An 18624-nucleotide genomic window follows, 5' to 3' on the forward strand; every position below is an offset into this window, starting at 1 on the left:
AGGGAGGAAAAGAATGCCTCATCATCTTGATCGAATGGCTGAAGACTTGGTTAAAGCAAAGTTGGAAAATTATTGGCCGGATTTTGAACTTGTTGCCTATGCAATATATGACAAGAGTAATGTTTATCTATTCAATCATCCTAAATTCAGTAACAATTCACCATGTACATATCATATTTTAAAGTGGGATACCGAGTTTACTGCTGACACAATCATTATGTATGAAGAATATCCCACTGCAATTGTTAATATGGATCACTATAAGAAATATGAAGATTTGTTTTCAATACTGGTTCATGAATTGTTTCACGGCTATCAATATATAAAGGATGAAAAACGGTTTCCCGATGAAATGCTGGGAATCACATATCCGCTGTCAAAAGAAAATGTGGAATTAAGAAATCAGGAACGAGCAAATCTTTATTGTGCAATGTTGGAAAGTAACCTAATTAACAAGAAACAATACCTTAATGCCTTCATTGCCCTTAGGGAAAAAAGAGCAGCCAAGATTGAGGAGTACCTGACATATGAAAATTTGATTGAAACCATCGAGGGACCTGCGTGGTATGTCGAATTGAAGGCTTACTCGGAAAAAAGCCCGCTTGATTACGATTCGGTTTTAAAAAAGTATGCACAACAACTAACAAACAAATATGAATCTACTTCTCGCATTAGAAGAAGTTGTTATAGTTCCGGTTTATTTATGTGTTTGTTACTTGAGGAGCTTTCACCAGGCTGGATGGAAAGTTTTTTTGATAGAGAAGATACATTATATGACCTATTAAAACAGCAGTCCGGTGACTATATGGAGCATTCAATGGCTGATGTGAAAATAAGTCCTGAAACAGAGGAAGTCATTAATTTTGCTATGGAAAAGAGAATGAAAGCATTTGAAGAGTTTAATAAACAAGCAGGCATTCATTTATATATTGAAGGGAAAATAACTGCTAAATCCTTTGACCCGATGAATATGATCTCATTAGAAGATAGACTGTTACATAAGAGCTTTATAAGAGTAAGGATGAACAATGAAGATTTTCTTATTCAACAACCGGTTATTGCCCATGTTGATCATGGAATTCAAAACATAAATAAATTACATCTGATAATAGAGAATGAACCATTTGAAACCAATGGTTCGCTAACCATTGATGGTGTTGGAGAAATAAAGGGAAGATATAAGAAACAAGAAAATATCTGGCATGTACTTATTTAAAATGAATTTTATCTTAACTGGGTTTCAATCATCATTCCCTTATTACTTTTTGCACCAAGAATTTTGGTTGAATTGAATGTACAGCCTATGTAAAAAAGCATCGAACCTCCAATGGAAGTCCGATGCTTTTTTATTTTACATTTCAGCTTCGATTTTCAAAGATGATTCTTCACTGAACTGTTCCTTATCCAGGTCGCCCGTTATTTTACTAGTCAGAATACCGGAAGTCATGCTTCCGCTGACATTCACAGCCGTTCTTCCCATATCGATCAATGGCTCGACGGAAATCAGCAGACCGGCCAAGGCGATTGGCAAGTTCATTGCAGATAATACTAGGATGGCAGCGAATGTTGCTCCTCCGCCTACACCTGCAACCCCGAATGAGCTAATGGCCACGATGGCAATCAACATGGCTATAAAGGAAGGATCTAGCGGGTTGATCCCAACCGTTGGAGCGATCATGACCGCTAACATGGCCGGATAGATTCCGGCACAGCCGTTTTGACCGATTGACAAGCCGAAGGATCCGGCAAAGTTGGCAATACCTTCGGACACCCCTAGTTGTTTCTGTGTTTGGATGTTCAATGGCAGAGCTCCTGCACTTGTTCTTGAAGTGAAGGCAAATGATAATACCGGGAAAGCTTTTCTCAAATATACGATTGGATTCAATCCTGCAAGCATCAGCAATAACAGATGGATGAGGAACATGACAATCAGGGCGACATAAGAGGCACCGACGAATTTCCCCAATTTCAGGATTGCATCCAAATCACTCGTAGCTACAGTCTTCGTCATGATCGCCAAGATCCCGTACGGTGTTAAACGCAGGATCAATGTTACTACGCGCATGATGATGCTGTGCAATGTATCTACTATTTTAGCAAAAAATTCAGCATGTTCAGGCTGTTTCCTTTTGACCCCTAAATAGGCAATCCCAAGAAATGCAGCAAAAATTACAACGGAAATGGTTGATGTCGGACGTGCACCCGTTAAATCAAGGAACGGATTGGACGGAATCAACTCAAGGATTTGCTGAGGCATCGTTTTATCCTGAATCGTACCGTATGTTTCCGATATTTGATCCCCGCGGCTTAACTCCGCTTCCCCTTGCTCAATTTGAACGGCTTCCAAATTGAATACAGTTGCCGAGGTGATCCCGACAGCTGCTGCAATCGCAGTCGTTCCAAGCAGGATTCCGATGATCAGGACACTGATCTTTCCAATATTGCTAGTCAGTTTCAATCTTGTGAATGCGGATAAGATCGAAATGAAGACAAGCGGCATGACGATCATTTGCAGGAACTTGACATAGCCTGAACCTACGATGTTAAACCAATCGACCGATTTAACGATCGCTTCTGACTGAGGTTCATAGAAATACTGCAAAAGAAGTCCGAATACAATCCCTAAACCAAGTCCAGTAAAGACCCTTTTTGTAAAGGAAATATGCTTCTTATTCATGTAAAATAATACGCCTAAAAGAACGAGCATTATGGCAAGATTTAAAAACACATAACCAATCATATATATTCCTCCTAATTCCGATTAACCAAATGAGAATAATAAATATCTGATGCCTATGATACATCATCCCTTGATTTTTTACCAGAAGAAAATAATTTATTTTTGACTTTTCAAGTGATTCATGTATTTATCTTTATTCAGGAACTGAATTAGAGGGAACAATATGGTGCCTGGAACAAGTTGGGAATAAATCCTTCCATTATATATATATATTATCAGGAAGGATAAGCACTTGGTTTTCTTGAATGATATAACAGGCCGCGTATGCTTAGCGTTTTTTTGAAAGGATGAAGAATAAGTGGATATATACATTAACAGGCTTAATGAACAGGATGCACAAGAGTTATTTGCATTTGAATGCAATAATAGAAGGTTTTTCGAGCAAACGGTCCCAGGCCGGGGAGATGATTATTATAGCTTTGGATCGTTTGGAATCAGGCATAAGGAATTATTAAAAGAACAAGAAGATGCTATCTCTTCTTTTTATTTGATTAAGGATGGTTCAGGCATAATCGTCGGCAGGATTAATCTATTGGATATCGACCCCGTTAATGGTACGGCTCATGTCGGTTATAGAATCGGTGAAGCGTTTACGCAAAAAGGGTTTGCGAATGAAGCTCTAAAGCTTTTGGTTAATCTGGCGCCGGAATTGAATGTGACTCAAATACATGCCAAAACTACAAGCGACAATATCGCTTCCCAAAAGGTTTTAGTGAAAAACGGTTTTGAACGGATTTCGATTGATGAGGAGTTTAGTGTGGATACGGGTCAAAAGCTAACATTCTACCATTATAGAAAGAAACTTTAAATCCATTTTCTTCTATTTAAATAAAAGTGAACTGGCGGATGTACCGGCCATTCGAAATAAAGCAATCATCGTGCTTCCTCTTTCAGCGGGCGCGGAAGGGATTCGTGCACCACTAGCCTTACGGACAGTAGCGGAAGGACTCTATCCCGAGAAGTTTTGAACCGACCAAGCGGATGCTGAACAAATGACCCGAATAATTGACACGAATGAGACGTGTTCTTGTTCGGGTTTTACTATATCCAATTAGAAGGATAATAGGATCGGTTTCTTGAATTATTTTGTTTGGCAGATCATAATTCGTAAAAATGAAAGTTATAGGAGAAGGAGAATCTAATATGATAGAAGGTTTATATGAAGCCCATTTACCAGTCAAGAACCTGGAGATCTCTATGGATTATTATAAGAAAATAGGCTTGAAACTAGCTTGGAGGGATGAAGATACTGCCTTCTTTTGGATCGAGGAAAACAAAAGCTGGGTCGGCTTATGGGAAGGGAAGGAATATCAAACTCCATACCACCCTTCACTAAGGCATATCGCCTTTCGGGTAACTTATGATAATATGAAAAATGCATTAACTTGGCTTCAAACCTTGCAAATTGAAGTCGTCCCCTTTGGAAAAAGGACAACGATTGAACCATTTGTGCGTCCGAACCAAGGAAACGCTTCCGTCTATTTCAATGATCCCGATGGCAATAGTCTGGAACTTATGTGTTCGATAAAAGTCCCTGATGCATATAAGCATATTACCGAAAAACTATCACTTGAAGAATGGGAAGAACTATTAACCAGGTGAACTTTGTAAAGTTACTTAGGATTTTGCAAAATTTTATTCAAGTCCATTTGATAAGAAACAAATCATTGTTTTGATGAAATATACTATACGAGTATGAGCAATCAATACGGAAAGGCTTGGCATGTGGATGTTTAAAATTAGAGTGAACCTATTAACTCAAATGACATTACTTATCATATTCGTTGTTTTTATCAGTACCTTACTTGTGAGCATCCTATTCTCTACACTGCTGGAAGACATCGTCGAAAACCATATGGGTAAGCAAGCAATGACGGTGGCCAAATTAGCGGCTCAAAATCCAACGATCATCCAGGGATTTGACGATGAACAGCCCTCAGAGGTGATTCAACCCGTATCAGAAATGATTCGTCAAACAACAGGTGCAGATTATGTAACCATTGCGGACCATAAAGGACTTCGATACTCTCATCCTAATCCAGAATATATTGGTAAGCCTACGGCTACTAGTAATGATGCAGTACTAAATGAACACAAATCAATCATTTATCAAGGAAATGGGATATCGGGGCCAGCGATTAAAGCTAAGGCTCCTATCTGGAATGATAAAGGGGAAGTTATCGGTGTTTCATCTGTAGGATTTTTGGTAGAGAATGTACAAGATCAAATATCCAATTATAAAATGAAGATTATTCATTTGTCACTTATCCCGATCAGTGTAGGAATCTTATGGGCAATATTTATAGCGCGACGCTTAAAAAAGCTTATTTTAGGTCTGGAGCCTGAGGAAATTTCTTTTCTTTTTCAGGAAAGGGAAGCGACACTTGATGCCATCCGATATGCTACCGTTACGATTAATATTGAAAAACAGGTTACTTCCATGAATAAAAGAGCACGTGAATTGTTTCATGATCATCAGCTTATGGTGGGAAAGAGAGTTGTAAATGGGCATTTAGAAAAACTCATCAAAATGGTAATCAGCACAAAAGAGGGGCAGTTCAATCGTAAGTTACTTTTAGGCCAACAGCTATACATTTTGGATTTATCCCCGATCCTAAATCATAATGACGTCAGAGGTATCGTTTTAACAATAAGAACAGTATCAGAAATTGAACAATTAACTAATGAATTTTCAGAAATCAAGGCCTTTTCAGAAAATATGCGGGCACAAAATCATGAGTTTTTAAATAAATTAAATACCATTTATGGATTACTTAGTTTAAAACAGTATGATAGGGCAATGAACATCATCTCTTCTGAAGTGAGGGAGAGGCAAGATATCATATCGTTTCTTATGTCATCGGTTAAAGACCCTTTAATCGCCGCCTGTTTACTTGGAAAGATAAACCGTTCAAAAGAATTGCAGGTTATTTTAGAAATAGAACAGGAAAGCAATTTAAACAGTACATTAAAACCTGAGGATTCCCATCACTTGGTTTCCGTTATTGGTAATGTCATCGATAATGCGATGGAGGCAGCGCGGCAAAAGAACAAAAGTGGGGGAAAGGTCAAAGTTTCGTTTACGGATTTAGGAAACGAAATCATATTTGATATCGAGGATAACGGTCCAGGTATCCCTCATGCAATGGAAGATATTATTTTTTCAGATGGTTATACGACTAAAAATGGGGAAAATCATGGGATCGGCTTGGCCATTGTAAAAAACTCCATTGGTCTTTTAAGCGGTGAAATTTATATTGATCGCAGTTATTTGGGGGGAGCAAGATTTACAATCGTCTTCCCGAAGGATATAAAAGCAGAAAAGGAGGCGTGAGAATGTCCAAAGGACCGATTACAGTCGTCATTGTTGAAGATGATGAGAATGCAGTGAATATATATAAACAATTTACGAATCAACTAGATCAATTCACTGTCATAGCTACAGCTAGCACAGGCAAGCAAGCGCTGAATATACTGCATGTCGCACAACCGGACTTAATTTTATTGGATATCTTTTTACCTGATATGAATGGAATTGACCTTCTTCGGGAAATTAGGAGGGAATACCGGGGGATTGATGTAATCCTGATCACCGCCGCGAATGATACCGAAACAGTCAGTGAAGCGATTAGGGGAGGGGCTTTTGGTTACCTTATAAAACCGATCATTATCGATAAGCTTCTTGCGACGCTCAACCAATACGACCTGACGAGACGGCAGCTGCATAATGGCAATTTAGTAAATCAAGATAAAGTGGATACTCTTTTTCGGACCATAAGTAATTCAAATACAGCAAATGATGTCCAAATAAGTTCTCTTCCCAAGGGAATTGACAAACATACCTTGAAAATGGTCAGAAGCAAGATTCAAAACGTCAATGGCAGTTTAAACGCTGATGAACTAGGTCAACTCGTTGGAATTAGTTATTCAACCATGCGAAGATACCTGGAGTATTTAGTTTCTTGTAATGAAATGGAAGTTGAGGTTTTGTATGGTGGTATAGGAAGGCCTGAAAGAAAATATAAAATAAAGCACATGTAAATCCCAGTTGATGAAATTCGTTTTCATCAATGGGATTTTTTCTTTTTTAGGCGTGAAAAAAATGAAAAAAACTCTTTTTACTTTCTTTATATGTGAATAAGGCATAATGGATGATAGTCTCTAAAGAAAGCGCTGTCAAAACGAGATGGTGATAAACAGAAGGGGGCTTGAAGATGTTATCCATTTTAGGATTTTCCATGATTGCAGTATTCATGTATTTAATTATGTCGAAGCGACTATCGGCACTAGTGGCCATTATGCTCGTTCCAATCATATTTGGAGTGATTGGAGGATTTTTTACAGAGCTGGGACCCATGATGCAGGATGGTGTTGAAGGTATAGCTTCAACAGCCATAATGATATTGTTTGCGATTTTATATTTTGGAATAATGATAGATTCCGGTTTATTTGATCCTCTTATTTCTAAAATATTGAAAATAGTAAAAGGAGATCCATTAAAAATAGTTTTAGGAACCGCTATTCTCTCAATGACCGTCGCATTAGATGGGGACGGGACAACTACTTACATCATTACTGTCTCAGCACTTTTACCCCTTTATAAGCGTCTGGGCATGAACAAAATAATATTAGCCACTGTAGCCATGTTATCTATGGGTGTAATGAATATGACACCGTGGGGCGGAGCTTCCGCTATGGCGATGGCCTCGTTGAACCTTGACGCATCGGAATTGTTCTTGCCGATGATTCCTGTCATGGGGTTTGGCCTAATTTGGGTTCTTGTCGTGGCTTTTATATTGGGAAAAGGGGAACGAAAGAGATTGGGCGTAGTGGAGATCCAGCATAATCACACTAATGAAATGAATTCGGAGGCCAATTCCGAGTTAGCGGCAACTACGGTCTCCCGTGATTATCGCAGACCGAAATTGGTCTGGTTCAACTTCATTTTAACGATTGTGCTCATGGCATCATTAATCATTGATTTTATGTCTTTGACCATTTTATTCATGATTGCTTTCGCCGTTGCGTTATTGGTCAATTATCCTGATTTGAAAGATCAGCAGGATCGAATCGCCGTTCATTCGAAAAATGCATTGGCCGTCGTTTCAATTGTCATTGCAGCCGGGATTTTTACCGGTATCATGTCTGGAACGAAAATGATCGATGCAATGGCCATTACGTTGGTCTCATTAATCCCGGAATCTTTCGGACCATTTTTACCGGTTATTGTTGCGTATGCCAGTGCCCCTTTTACTTTCTTTATGTCAAATAATGCATTCTATTTTGGCGTACTTCCTATTATCGCACAAGCCGCTGATGCTTATGGAATTAGCGCGGCAGAAATAGGGCGTGCTTCATTAATAGGGCAGCCGATACACGTATTGAGTCCTTTGGTGGCCGCAGCACATTTGCTAATAGGTTTAGTTGGCACTGACTTCGGGGATCTACAGCGGTTTGCCGTGAAATGGGCATTAGGGACTGTCACTGTTATGACAATAGCCGCGATAATCTTGGGAGTCATTTAGTAAAAGGAATGGTTACTCTATCTTGCAGAAGGATATTTTAAAATTGGAGGATTTTCAATGTGGATCATCACACTCTATAAAAGCAGAGGTATTGTAATGTATGAATTTGAAACAGAACAAGCAGCAAGGGAAGTTTTCTGTAATATTCGGGGCAATAAGGTTCTATCAGAAGTTATTTACTTTAATGACCCATGTTTAGCATAATGATAGCAATGAATAGTAGGGTGTTTAATAAAAAAAGGTTATTGCAAAAGAAAAGTGGAACTTTACAAAATATGATGTATGTTCAAAACGCAAATCATGGGAGTGTCCTTCAAGGTTATGCATTTCATTGTTTACCCCGAAAAGCTAAGGCTTTATTGGGGTTTTTCTGTTGCTCTAGCCGCTTTTAACAATGATTCTTGTGGTAATCTTCGCCAGATTCATTACAGTAAGCAGTCTCGTATCATTTAAAGATTGTCGGGGCAAAAGGGGATCTAAATAATTTACGACGGCTTTTAGGTGATAATCACCCAATTCAGGTAAGGATTTATTCATCGCTTCACCAGGGGTAAAAGGACCTTTTGTCAGAAATATATAACCGATTTGATGATAACCACCCAAACAAGCATCTATACCAAAAATAAAGGGATTTTTAAATTGCTTTTTTATTTCTTTCAAAACACTTTTCAAATTATGGGCGTGAACAGGATCTGCGAGTGTACCGAAGACATGATAAGGGACTTGGTTTTCTCTAAGCATCGTCCCTACTAAAGGCCCGAATGAATCTCCTGTGGAACGATCTGATCCAATACATAAAAAGATGATCTCTTTGGACATTGGCCGAAGAATTCTTGCGATTTGAAAAGACATTTCGTCTATTTCTCCTTCTGCATTTGTATCCAACGTATAGCTGCAACGCTGCATTTCAATTTTTGTCTCCCTTTTTTTCCTGCCATCAAAAGGATACATGCCTACACCCCCTAGAGTACCGTGATCTTGAATAAATTATAACATGATTAATTATTCTTCAAAATATTATGGAAATCACTTGCTTCCCTCTAATGATCAATTTCAGCCGCCGTATCAAGTGGAATATCATTTCTTGTTTATTTGTATTTTGTTAATATATAGATAAATTGGTTTTTTTGATAAAATGAAAACAAAAAAATATACTGTATGAAACTTTTGATTATAGAAAGGCAGAGCCAGTGTTTTATAGAAGGAAGTGTAAGAATGTTTAATCAATTAACGAATAACGATAGTATCCTTAATCAATTACGTGCAGACTGTGAGAATTGTTTTGGTTTGTGCTGTGTGGCTTTGCCTTATGCAAAATCTGCTGATTTTGCATTTGATAAAGAGGGAGGTACACCATGTTCAAACTTGCAATCAGATTATCGTTGCGGCATCCATGAAAATCTCAGAGCTAAAGGGTATAAAGGCTGCACGGTATATGAATGTTTCGGTGCCGGTCAAAAGGTATCTCAACTCACCTATGATGGAAACGATTGGAGGAACAACCCAGAGTCAGCAAAGGAAATGTTCGATGTATTTCCTATTATGCAACAACTTCATGAAATGCTTTGCTACTTAAATGAAGCACTGAATTTAGAAGATGCGCAACCTCTTCACCGAGAATTGCAGACCGCTTTTGAAGACATGGAATATCTCACTCAACAAAGTCCAAAGTCTATCATGGACCTGAATGTGCCAGCTCATAGAGCGATCGTTAATGATTTACTTCTGCGCACAAGTGAACTGGTACGTGCAAAGGTTTCATTTAAGAAAAATAAAAAAAAGCCGAACAAAATAGGCAGGGGAAGTGACCTGATCGGTGCAAAGTTGAGAGGAGCTGACCTTAGGGGAGCGAACTTAAGAGGAGCTTTGCTTATTGCATCTGACCTCAGAGAAGCCGACATGCGAGTGACGGATCTTATTGGTGCAGACTTTAGGGACGCTGATTTAAGAGGTGCCGATCTCACCGGAAGCTTCTTTATCACACAAGCACAGATTAACTCGGCTAAAGGCGACACAAAGACAAAATTACCACCTTCATTAAGCATTCCCAATCATTGGAGATAGAAGTTTAGCCAAGATTGGAGCAAGATTTCTTGCAGAGCAAACGCTTAACGAATAATGAGATTGTTTAATTCACGAGTAAAAAGCGGAAACTTACGAGTAAAAGCACGAAACTCACGAGTAAAAGGCGGAAACTTACGAGTAAAAGTGCCAAACTCACGAGTAAAAGCGTCAAATTCACGAGTAAAAGCGCGAAATTCACGAGTAAATCACCATATTCATGAGTAAAAGCACGAAACTCACGAGTAAAAGCGCCAGATTCACGAGTAATGGGAAATTTACTACATAGTGTATGAACATCAATAGCGGACAAGTAAATTAGATGTGCTTTAATCCGAAGCTTTTACAAAGAGTGAACCCTGCTAACATGCGATTCTTCATTAGGAAGGATCGTCTTTTAAATTTGGGAGGGAAATTTTCATTTTTCCATTTGACTCTGACGTTGCGTAATACCTTACTGTTAATGATATCGGAAGGAGGTAAAGAGCAGTGGCAATGAAAGTGAAGGAGTTAGCCGATTTGGTTGGCATTAGTGTGCGGACGCTGCATTATTATGATGAAATCGGGTTATTATCGCCAGAGGAAATAACCGATGCAGGTTATCGCCTTTATTCGAATGATAATCTTGAAATGTTGCAGCAAATCCTGTTTTTCAGGGAACTTGGCATGCCATTAAAGGAAATAAAACAAATGATTAGCAGTTCTTCGTTTGATAAACAAGATGCGTTAAAGCAACATCAAAAAATGTTGCTGGAGAAACGCAGTCAGCTCGATAAATTAATTAAGACGGTCGAAAAATCGATTAAACATATGAAAGGGGAAATTCAAATGACGAATAAAGAAAAATTTGAAGGGTTTGACTTCAGTCAGAATCCATATGAAGAAGAAGCTCGCAAGCTTTGGGGGGATAAAGCTGTCGATGAGTCGAAGGCTAAAGTGGCGGGCATGTCCAAAGATGCACAGAAAGTTGTATCAGCAATCTATTTAAAACTTGCGTCAATCCGAAATGGCTCGCCAAAGTCGGAGGAGGCACAAGAGGCAATTAAAGAATGGTATGATTGTTTGAACAATAACTTCGGCACATACTCGCTGGATGCTTTCAAAGGATTAGGACAAATGTACGTGGACGATCAACGCTTCACCAAAAATATCGACCAATATGGCGAAGGGTTGGCAAAATTCATGTGTGATGCGATGGGGCACTTTGCTGACGCTAACAAAAATTAAAACTCAAGTTTGAGAGATTTCATGATGGAAGGTTGCTGCGGCAACCTTTTTATTTTGGTGCTAAGGGGACGGTCAGTTTAAGAAGTTGTATACTGTGATTATGGAAATATTTAGAATTTAAGAGAACAGGAGGAAACTTATGGAATTTAGGAATGATTCCTTTAACCTCGGGAAAATCAATGATGTTGATGGAAGTAAAGTTGCTGTTTTTAATGGAGATACCATTTATACAAGTATCGTCACTAAACTTAGGGCCGCAGGTTGTGTTTTCGCGGAGGAAGAGGCCCGTTTGCTTATCAACGCGGCAGGGACAACGGCCGAACTGGCTGGGATGGTGGATAGACGGATAGCGGGTTTGCCCCTTGAACACGTCATCGGTTGGGCGGAATTCTGCGGTATCCGGATAGAGGTTCATCTCGGAGTTTTCGTACCCCGCCGACGGACCGAGTTTTTGGTCCGCCAAGTGACAGCACTCGCTATGCCAGGAGCAGTCGTAGTGGATTTGTGCTGCGGCACGGGCGCGGTTGGCTCCGCGGTTGGCGATGTTCTCGAAGGTATCGAGTTGTACGCAGTCGACATTGACCCAGCCGCGGTGCGGTGCGCGCGTCGTAACGTCACTTCAATCAATGGTCGGGTATACGAAGGGGACCTCTATGAACCGCTTCCAGCAAATTTACGGGGACGTGTTGACGTCCTGGTCGCAAACGCACCATACGTCCCCACTGAGGGAATCGGTCTATTACCCCATGAAGCGCGCATGCATGAGGCGAGGGTGGCATTAGACGGAGGGGCGGACGGGCTTGATGTCCAGCGAAGGGTGGCGGCCTCGGCAACACTTTGGTTGGCGCCGGGCTCCCATTTGTTAGTCGAGACGAGTGAGCGGCAAGCGATGCAGACCGTTGAAATCTTTGCTGGATACGGGATGATGCCACAGATGGTAAAGTGTGAAGAACTGGACGCCACTGTCGTAATTGGAACCAGGCCCGCACTCAAAAGAAATGTTTGAGGGCACTTGTTAAGTTAAGGCTGGGGAAAAAACCGTGACCTTCAATAATCAAATTTTTGCAACAAAATGAGGCAATCGAGCAATAAAAAAATCCAAGTCATCTTGAGGTGTCAGTTTAAATGGAACTTTGGAAAATGAGTCAAAAGGTATCGGAGCTAAGCGATGTGATTCCTTATTATTTTTTTAGTCTAGTCTTTTCCTGTCTGTCGACTTCCACGATGTTGGTTATATTTAGCTTCGGTACCTGGGGGGTGCTTGGCATTATCGTGTTTTCTTTTTATGTTGTTATCCCTTATTTATTATTTGCTGTTCCGGTACAGGTCCTTTTCAATAAACATCCTAAAAAATTCAGTTTAATTTATTTTAGTTTTTATATTTTTTTCTCTTTGCTCGCTGTATTCATTTATAGTGCGGTGCTTAATTTTGACTTCAGTATGGATGTTTTAACTACAAAGAATTACTATGCAATAAGCCTTTCTGCGGCACTGTTTTTTTGGTTTTGGGACTCGGTCTTTTTACAAAAAAAGAGCCCTGTATCTTGAAATGGGACCTTCAGATTGTAGACAAATTCAAACGTTGCCTCCAGGCACTCGCTTTCCGCGGGCGGTCCGGGAGCTTCCTCGGCGCCTTTGCGCCTGCGGTCTCCCCTGGAGGCGCTTTCCCACAGGAGTCTCGCACCTTCCGTTTCATTTTGATAGAACCCCTTTTGACAAACAAAAGGGACCAGTTAAATGATCCCTTTTCGACATTATTTCTTTAGCAAGTTTACGATTTCTTTTGCTTTTTCTAATGTAACACCTTCAATGATACTGTTATTTTTTCGAACAGCCGTACCGAAATGATAGTGACCGGTATGCAGTTCGGAATGGATAGAAAGGATATTATCCTTATTTAAGCCGCTTCCAACCAGTATGGCTATGTCGCCGCTGACTCTTTTCATTTGTTGAATCGTTTTCATGCGGCTGGGGAGTTCCCCATTACCTCCTGAGGTCAATATCGTTGTGATTTCTGGATATTGTGCTAGCATTTCAGCTGAAATGACCGGGTCGTTTGTTTCATCGATGGCTCGGTGGAATGTAATCTCCAAACCTTCACATACCGTCAATAATTCTTCGAGATATGGTCGATTGATTTCATTATTTTCATTTAATGCACCCAATACAACCCCGTTGGCTCCCAGTGATCGAATGATTTCGATATCTTTTTTCATTATTTCCAAATCATTTTTCGTATAACTAAACGACTGGCTATGAGGCCTTACCATCACGTTGACTGGTATCTTTACTGAATTGACGACAGCTTCTATCAGGGCGTGGCTGGGAGTTAATCCCCCCTCGGCTAAAGAACTGACAAGCTCGATTCGGTCTGCGCCCGATTCTTCGATAATAATGGCATCCTCTATCGTTGTGGCAATGAATTCAATGTACATTGGATTTTCCTTTCCTTCATGCAAGTGTTATAAGATTATTAAATCCATTAAAAATAGTAAAGTCAATTCATTAATAGATAGTTTTCCCTAGCTTTCCTCAAATGGAATATCTTTATTTCGCTATTTATGAAACGAAATGAACTTTCAAACGTATAAAAAAAGAATATATTCAATGGTATATTTGAAAGTGGAATGTTCGGCAGTGTAATTAAATGAAAATCATCATGACGGAGGTTATTTAATTGGATAAAGAAAGTAAGGAAATAAAGAAATCGAGGTTTTACAAAGTAGGGATGGGGTTCCTGATCATTTCCCTTCTCACTTGGATCATTCCTGTCGTAGCTCCTTTTACCCCATTTTCGACTGCGGTTAAAGCGGGGGTCATAACAGGTGCAATCGTCTTTGCGGAGGTCATGTTTTGGGCAGGAGCACTTTTGGTCGGGAAAGAAGTGGCTGCTAAATATAAAGGTTATTTAAACCCGAAAAATTGGAGAAAAGAAAAAGGATGAAGCTGTTTTATAAAAAGGGCTGGGAGTAAAGCTCCAATGGAAACTGAGTTGTTGAAAGTTTTCGATTCCAATCACATTCAAACCGTCGTGAGGTAGTACATAGATTGGGATATTGGCCTGCTGGTTCGCAAGTAGTGAAACGGGATTGGATTACTATTATGAAAGCACCATTAGATTGATCAGAGAAAACCTCGTTAATTGAAAATAAAGCCCCGACAAAACGATTCGAGTTTTGTTGGGGTTTTTCTTTTTTCTTGAAAAAAACATTAAGTACATCGACCTGTATCCTTACCAATCAACTGCAGCCTATTGGCTCGTTTTGTCTCAGCTCGATACGCATATGTCCTTAGTTGTTACCTTATTTGTCCTGAATTGCTCATAGGGATAATGACTTTGTCTCTGTGCTGATTCAGTTGATAAAGCGAGACATACAAGACTGTAATAGTGATGGCAGGCTGCAACTTTAAGGCGGGGATGTAGTTTTTCATGAACTAGGGAATTTATCACTTGTAAGAATATTACAAAATTGTAAGATGAACAGTGTATAAATTTTGTTAAGGGGATGAGTGAAATAATGAAAAAAGTGGTTTTATGCATTTCATTTTTTGTAGCTTCTTTAGTACTTTTTGGCTCCCTTGATTCTTTTGTAAGCAAAGCTTCAGCAGAAACACACACCTATGATGGAAAAAGTCCTTACTATAATAGTTGTGCGAATAGCGCTGTCACGAAGAAGTCAGTGAAAATTTATGCCAATGGCGGTTCTGCCAATTTGGAGTTGAAATTCAGCACTGTCTGTAAAACCGCATGGGCGAAGATCACTCTAAGCCGACCAGCTAAAACAGACGGGGAAGCAACGGCATTGGTTGTCCGAAATACTGATAATAAACAATTTAGCTGTGCATCTCCTGGAGGAAATGGTGAAATAAATAAAGGTCAAACGTCATGCTATACACCAATGGTATATGATTTAGATCCGCGAAAAGCAAAAGCGGTCGCTTTTTGGCCATATACAGCAGGTGAAACCGATTGGTATTAATGAAAAAGGAAAAACCTTCATCTATATTTTTGCAAAGAAAGGATGAATGTATTGAATAAAAAGCTTAAAATGATAGGTTTATCCATTGTGATGACACTGTCGATGTTTCTTGTCGACTTTGGTTTTGGAAAAAATCAAGCACTGGCCGAAACACACACCTATGATGGAAAAAGTCCTTACTATAATAGTTGTGCAAGTTCGGCGGTAACGAAGGATAAAAAATGGATCGATTCCAATTCGTACGTAGAATTGAAATTCAGCACTGTCTGTAAAACCGCATGGGCAAAAGTGACCGTAACACGGCCCGCGGTATACAACCATGAAGCGGATGCCAGGATCGTCCGAAGTACTGATGGTAAGGCCTATACATGCGCCAGTTCTGGGGGCAATGGTGTTGTGAATATCGGGCAGACCTCGTGCTATACACCAATGGTATATGATTATGATCCGCGAAAGGCACAGGCCCAAGGGATACATGCGATACCTAATAGTGATGCATATAAAAAAGCGGTGACCATTTGGTACTGAAAAACAAAGGCAAAAAAAGCATCCTTATGGTCGGATGCTTTTTTTGCGGTCAGATTGTACTCACGCTTTCATTTCTGCTTCCAATTGAAGTAGATATTTTTTCATCTCCGTGCCTCCCCGGTAACCGGTAATGGCCCCGTTTTTTCCGATAACCCGGTGACAGGGCACTGTGATTAGAATAGGATTGGCACCAATGGCCGTACCAACCGCCCGAACAGCTGCAGGTCTTTGGATGATTTGGGCTATATCGGAATAGGAACAGGTTTTTCCATAGGGTATTTGATTCAGCGCTGCCCAAATTTCTTGTTGAAAGGGCGTGCCTTTTACATCTGCGGGAAGAGAGAAAGTCTTCCTGGTTCCTTCGAAATATTCTTGTAGTTCTTTTAGATAGGGATTTAATGCTTTCTCATTTTCAACAAGGCTCGCCATTGGAAAGCGTTTTTGTAGCCAAGACTTCAGTTCTTCATACGTTTGATCCGGAGAGCCTACATAGCAAAGTCCTTTTTCCGTCTTGGCCACATATAATTGCCACTTATCATAATGCAATATGGCCCAGTCAATGGTTTGTTCTTTATCATTCTTCATTTTCTTCACGCTCCAAAGCTTTGAGATAAGCATTCCGATATTCTGAAGGGGTATTCCCCATTTTTCTTTTGAACAGCGTCAAGAAATAGGGTGTACTAGAGAACCCCACAGCCAAGCCTATTTCGGTTATCGGCTGTTCGGAGTTTTCCAGCAGCCTCGTTGCTTTTTCAAGGCGAAGCCGTTGAATGTATTCAGTGGGCGATATCCCCTTCACGCGCTTGAATGAACGTTGTAAATGATAGGGGCTGCCGTGAGAAATATCCGCCAATTTGTTCAAAGTGAGGGGTTCGCTGTAATGGGTGTCGATCCATTCGGTTATTTGTTCAACCCATTCTTCCGTCGGCAAATTCATTCCTTCCGGTTTACATCGTTTACAAGGCCGGAAATCTTCTTCCAAAGCCATCATGGCATTTTTGAAAATCTTCACGTTTTCCTTATTCGGCACCCTGGATTTACAGGAGGGCCTGCAAAAGATGCCTGTCGTAATTACTCCGTATAAAAAATGATCATCATATGCGGCATCACAATCTATAATAGCTTTCCAATATTCATTCGGGAAAAGATTCACTGCATTCACCTCTTCATTTAGTATACAAGAAAGGGTTGATATACAACCATTTTGATAATATAAAAGCAAGATAACGTAATTGTTCGAGTTGGAAAAGAAGACTATTGGTCTGTTAAAATAAGGGAGTTGCATGAAGGAAGGAGCGAGATAACGTACTCACCTTTCATTAGAATAAAGCTAAAGGAGGAGCGGAATGAAAGAGAAATTATCAAATGATGAAGTCAAGACTGAATTGAGAATTCGTGCACCAAAGGAGTTCAGTTTTTCGGAAAATCTTAAATACTTATCACGATCCTCCAATGAATGTCTGTTCGATATTGTTGATCAAAAAATTTATCGAGCACTTGTTGCCGAAAACGAGACTCTTTTAATAGAAATCAGTGCGATGAATGAAACGGAGCTGACCGTTCGATTTCCAGGACGAACTGCACCGATGGATAATCAGGTAAAGAATGCTGTTTCCCAATACGTTCGTCACTGGTTCGATCTTGAGACAAATCTGCTTCCTTTTTATGAGCTGGCCCAAAATGACGCTTTATTGCAAAAGCCTGTAAGCCAATTCTTCGGTTTGAGAAATATGGGCATCCCTGATTTATTTGAAGCGATTGCCTGGGGAATACTTGGACAGCAGATTAACTTGACTTATGCCTATACCTTGAAACGGAGGCTTGTGGAGGGATTTGGTGATTTTGTAGAATTCGAAGGAAAGCAATATTGGCTGTTTCCGACGCCTGAGGTGATCGCGAAATTGACGGTCGAAGATTTTGCCGATATGAGGATGACGGTGAAGAAGTGTGAATATTTAATAGGTGTTGCTCAACTGATTGCAGAAGGGGAACTTACTAAAGAAAAGCTGTTGATTGCAAAGAATGTAAAAGAGGCTGAAAAAATGCTGACCAATATACGGGGAATCGGCCCGTGGACAGCGAACTATGTCTTAATGCGCTGTTTACGTTTTCCAGCAGCCTTTCCCATCGATGATGTCGGGCTGCATAATTCCATGAAACTGGTCATGCAAACGGAAGCAAAACCAACGAAAACGGAAATCCTGAAACTTTCGGAAGCGTGGGCCGATTGGGAATCCTACGCGACCTTCTATTTATGGAGATTGCTATACTGAATACCGCTTCGGAGATAAACCTACAAGTAACGTCGATAAAACTCCATATTCGGAGATAAAACAATAAATTTCGCCGATATATTTCCATATTCGGAGATAAAACTGTAGAATTCGTCGATATATCTCCATATTCGGAGATAAAACTGTAAGTATCGTCGATATATCTCCAATTTCGGAGATAAAACTGTAGAATTCGTCGATATATCTCTAATTTCGGAGATAAAACAATAAATTTCGTCGATATATCCTTTTATTCGGAGATAAAACTATAGAATTCGTTGATATATCTC

At 39.9% G+C, this 18624-nt stretch carries 20 protein-coding genes and 1 pseudogene; 16 read left to right on the forward strand and 5 right to left on the reverse strand.

The genetic code is table 11. The features are described from left to right. Positions 1-13: 13 nt before the first annotated feature. On the forward strand, positions 14-1216 hold the full coding sequence (locus ACQKMF_RS02035; RefSeq protein WP_427571598.1) for a hypothetical protein: 1203 nt from the start codon (positions 14-16) through the stop codon (positions 1214-1216). 135 nt (positions 1217-1351) lie between these two features. On the opposite strand, the gene ACQKMF_RS02040 is transcribed toward ACQKMF_RS02035, so the two are convergent. Then, the gene (locus ACQKMF_RS02040; protein WP_072273439.1) at positions 1352-2740 is read right to left on the reverse strand and encodes an L-cystine transporter; all 1389 of its coding nucleotides are present in this window, start codon (positions 2738-2740) and stop codon (positions 1352-1354) included. Between the two features lie 298 nt (positions 2741-3038). On the opposite strand from ACQKMF_RS02040, the gene ACQKMF_RS02045 reads away from it, so the two are divergent. From ACQKMF_RS02045 to ACQKMF_RS02075, 7 genes and pseudogenes are all read left to right on the forward strand, one after another. Further along, on the forward strand, positions 3039-3548 hold the full coding sequence (locus ACQKMF_RS02045; protein WP_427571601.1) for a GNAT family N-acetyltransferase: 510 nt from the start codon (positions 3039-3041) through the stop codon (positions 3546-3548). A gap of 16 nt (positions 3549-3564) precedes the next feature. Continuing rightward, a pseudogene (locus ACQKMF_RS02050) lies at positions 3565-3708 on the forward strand (ABC transporter substrate-binding protein); the annotation flags it as partial. Between the two features lie 175 nt (positions 3709-3883). After that, the gene (locus tag ACQKMF_RS02055) at positions 3884-4342 is read left to right on the forward strand and encodes a VOC family protein (protein WP_402939310.1); all 459 of its coding nucleotides are present in this window, start codon (positions 3884-3886) and stop codon (positions 4340-4342) included. A 127-nt stretch (positions 4343-4469) separates the two neighbouring features. After that, the gene (locus ACQKMF_RS02060; RefSeq protein ID WP_101223506.1) at positions 4470-6074 is read left to right on the forward strand and encodes an ATP-binding protein; all 1605 of its coding nucleotides are present in this window, start codon (positions 4470-4472) and stop codon (positions 6072-6074) included. 2 nt (positions 6075-6076) lie between these two features. Then, positions 6077-6781, forward strand: coding sequence for a response regulator (locus ACQKMF_RS02065; protein WP_402939305.1), 705 nt, complete (start codon positions 6077-6079; stop codon positions 6779-6781). A 173-nt stretch (positions 6782-6954) separates the two neighbouring features. Beyond that, on the forward strand, positions 6955-8265 hold the full coding sequence (locus ACQKMF_RS02070) for a CitMHS family transporter (RefSeq protein ID WP_101223119.1): 1311 nt from the start codon (positions 6955-6957) through the stop codon (positions 8263-8265). 57 nt (positions 8266-8322) lie between these two features. Continuing rightward, positions 8323-8469 carry a hypothetical protein gene (locus ACQKMF_RS02075; RefSeq protein WP_230176639.1) on the forward strand — a complete coding sequence of 49 codons (147 nt, stop codon included), beginning with the start codon at positions 8323-8325 and terminating at the stop codon, positions 8467-8469. 174 nt (positions 8470-8643) lie between these two features. On the opposite strand, the gene yyaC is transcribed toward ACQKMF_RS02075, so the two are convergent. Next, on the reverse strand, positions 8644-9216 hold the full coding sequence (gene yyaC / locus ACQKMF_RS02080) for a spore protease YyaC (RefSeq protein WP_427571604.1): 573 nt from the start codon (positions 9214-9216) through the stop codon (positions 8644-8646). 264 nt (positions 9217-9480) lie between these two features. Here yyaC and ACQKMF_RS02085 point away from each other — a divergent pair, with 264 nt between their 5' ends. The 4 genes from ACQKMF_RS02085 (at position 9481) to ACQKMF_RS02100 (ending at position 13101) form a co-directional block, all read left to right on the forward strand. After that, the gene (locus ACQKMF_RS02085) at positions 9481-10329 is read left to right on the forward strand and encodes a pentapeptide repeat-containing protein (protein ID WP_402939290.1); all 849 of its coding nucleotides are present in this window, start codon (positions 9481-9483) and stop codon (positions 10327-10329) included. 486 nt (positions 10330-10815) lie between these two features. Next, on the forward strand, positions 10816-11553 hold the full coding sequence (locus ACQKMF_RS02090) for a MerR family transcriptional regulator (RefSeq protein WP_230176642.1): 738 nt from the start codon (positions 10816-10818) through the stop codon (positions 11551-11553). 223 nt (positions 11554-11776) lie between these two features. After that, positions 11777-12559, forward strand: a complete 783-nt coding sequence (locus tag ACQKMF_RS02095; protein ID WP_397315447.1) for a putative protein N(5)-glutamine methyltransferase — start codon at positions 11777-11779, stop codon at positions 12557-12559. A 119-nt stretch (positions 12560-12678) separates the two neighbouring features. Then, on the forward strand, positions 12679-13101 hold the full coding sequence (locus ACQKMF_RS02100) for a UPF0715 family protein (protein ID WP_402939286.1): 423 nt from the start codon (positions 12679-12681) through the stop codon (positions 13099-13101). 206 nt (positions 13102-13307) lie between these two features. Here ACQKMF_RS02100 and ACQKMF_RS02105 read toward each other — a convergent pair whose 3' ends face one another. Continuing rightward, positions 13308-13988: a copper homeostasis protein CutC gene (locus ACQKMF_RS02105; RefSeq protein WP_402939283.1), complete on the reverse strand. Its 681-nt coding sequence runs from the start codon at positions 13986-13988 to the stop codon at positions 13308-13310. A gap of 242 nt (positions 13989-14230) precedes the next feature. Here ACQKMF_RS02105 and ACQKMF_RS02110 point away from each other — a divergent pair, with 242 nt between their 5' ends. The 3 genes from ACQKMF_RS02110 (at position 14231) to ACQKMF_RS02120 (ending at position 16061) form a co-directional block, all read left to right on the forward strand. Next, on the forward strand, positions 14231-14497 hold the full coding sequence (locus tag ACQKMF_RS02110; RefSeq protein ID WP_230176643.1) for a transporter suffix domain-containing protein: 267 nt from the start codon (positions 14231-14233) through the stop codon (positions 14495-14497). Between the two features lie 562 nt (positions 14498-15059). After that, entirely contained in the window at positions 15060-15533 is a 474-nt protein-coding gene (locus ACQKMF_RS02115; RefSeq protein WP_402939280.1) for a YjfA family protein, read from the forward strand. A gap of 90 nt (positions 15534-15623) precedes the next feature. Further along, the gene (locus tag ACQKMF_RS02120; RefSeq protein WP_230176842.1) at positions 15624-16061 is read left to right on the forward strand and encodes a DUF2690 domain-containing protein; all 438 of its coding nucleotides are present in this window, start codon (positions 15624-15626) and stop codon (positions 16059-16061) included. Between the two features lie 60 nt (positions 16062-16121). Here the strand turns inward: ACQKMF_RS02120 and ACQKMF_RS02125 are convergent, their stop codons facing one another. Both ACQKMF_RS02125 and ACQKMF_RS02130 read right to left on the reverse strand, forming a co-directional pair. Then, entirely contained in the window at positions 16122-16646 is a 525-nt protein-coding gene (locus ACQKMF_RS02125) for a methylated-DNA--[protein]-cysteine S-methyltransferase (protein ID WP_101223110.1), read from the reverse strand. Beyond that, on the reverse strand, positions 16636-17238 hold the full coding sequence (locus ACQKMF_RS02130) for a bifunctional transcriptional activator/DNA repair enzyme AdaA (RefSeq protein ID WP_397315445.1): 603 nt from the start codon (positions 17236-17238) through the stop codon (positions 16636-16638). Before ACQKMF_RS02130 ends, ACQKMF_RS02125 begins: the two co-directional genes overlap by 11 nt. Before the next feature lie 169 nt (positions 17239-17407). Here ACQKMF_RS02130 and ACQKMF_RS02135 point away from each other — a divergent pair, with 169 nt between their 5' ends. Next, on the forward strand, positions 17408-18334 hold the full coding sequence (locus ACQKMF_RS02135) for a DNA-3-methyladenine glycosylase family protein (RefSeq protein WP_427571609.1): 927 nt from the start codon (positions 17408-17410) through the stop codon (positions 18332-18334). Positions 18335-18624: the final 290 nt, after the last annotated feature.

It is taken from the genome of Peribacillus sp. NPDC101480 (genome assembly GCF_050277335.1).
Taxonomy (GTDB): Bacteria; Bacillota; Bacilli; order Bacillales; family DSM-1321; genus Peribacillus.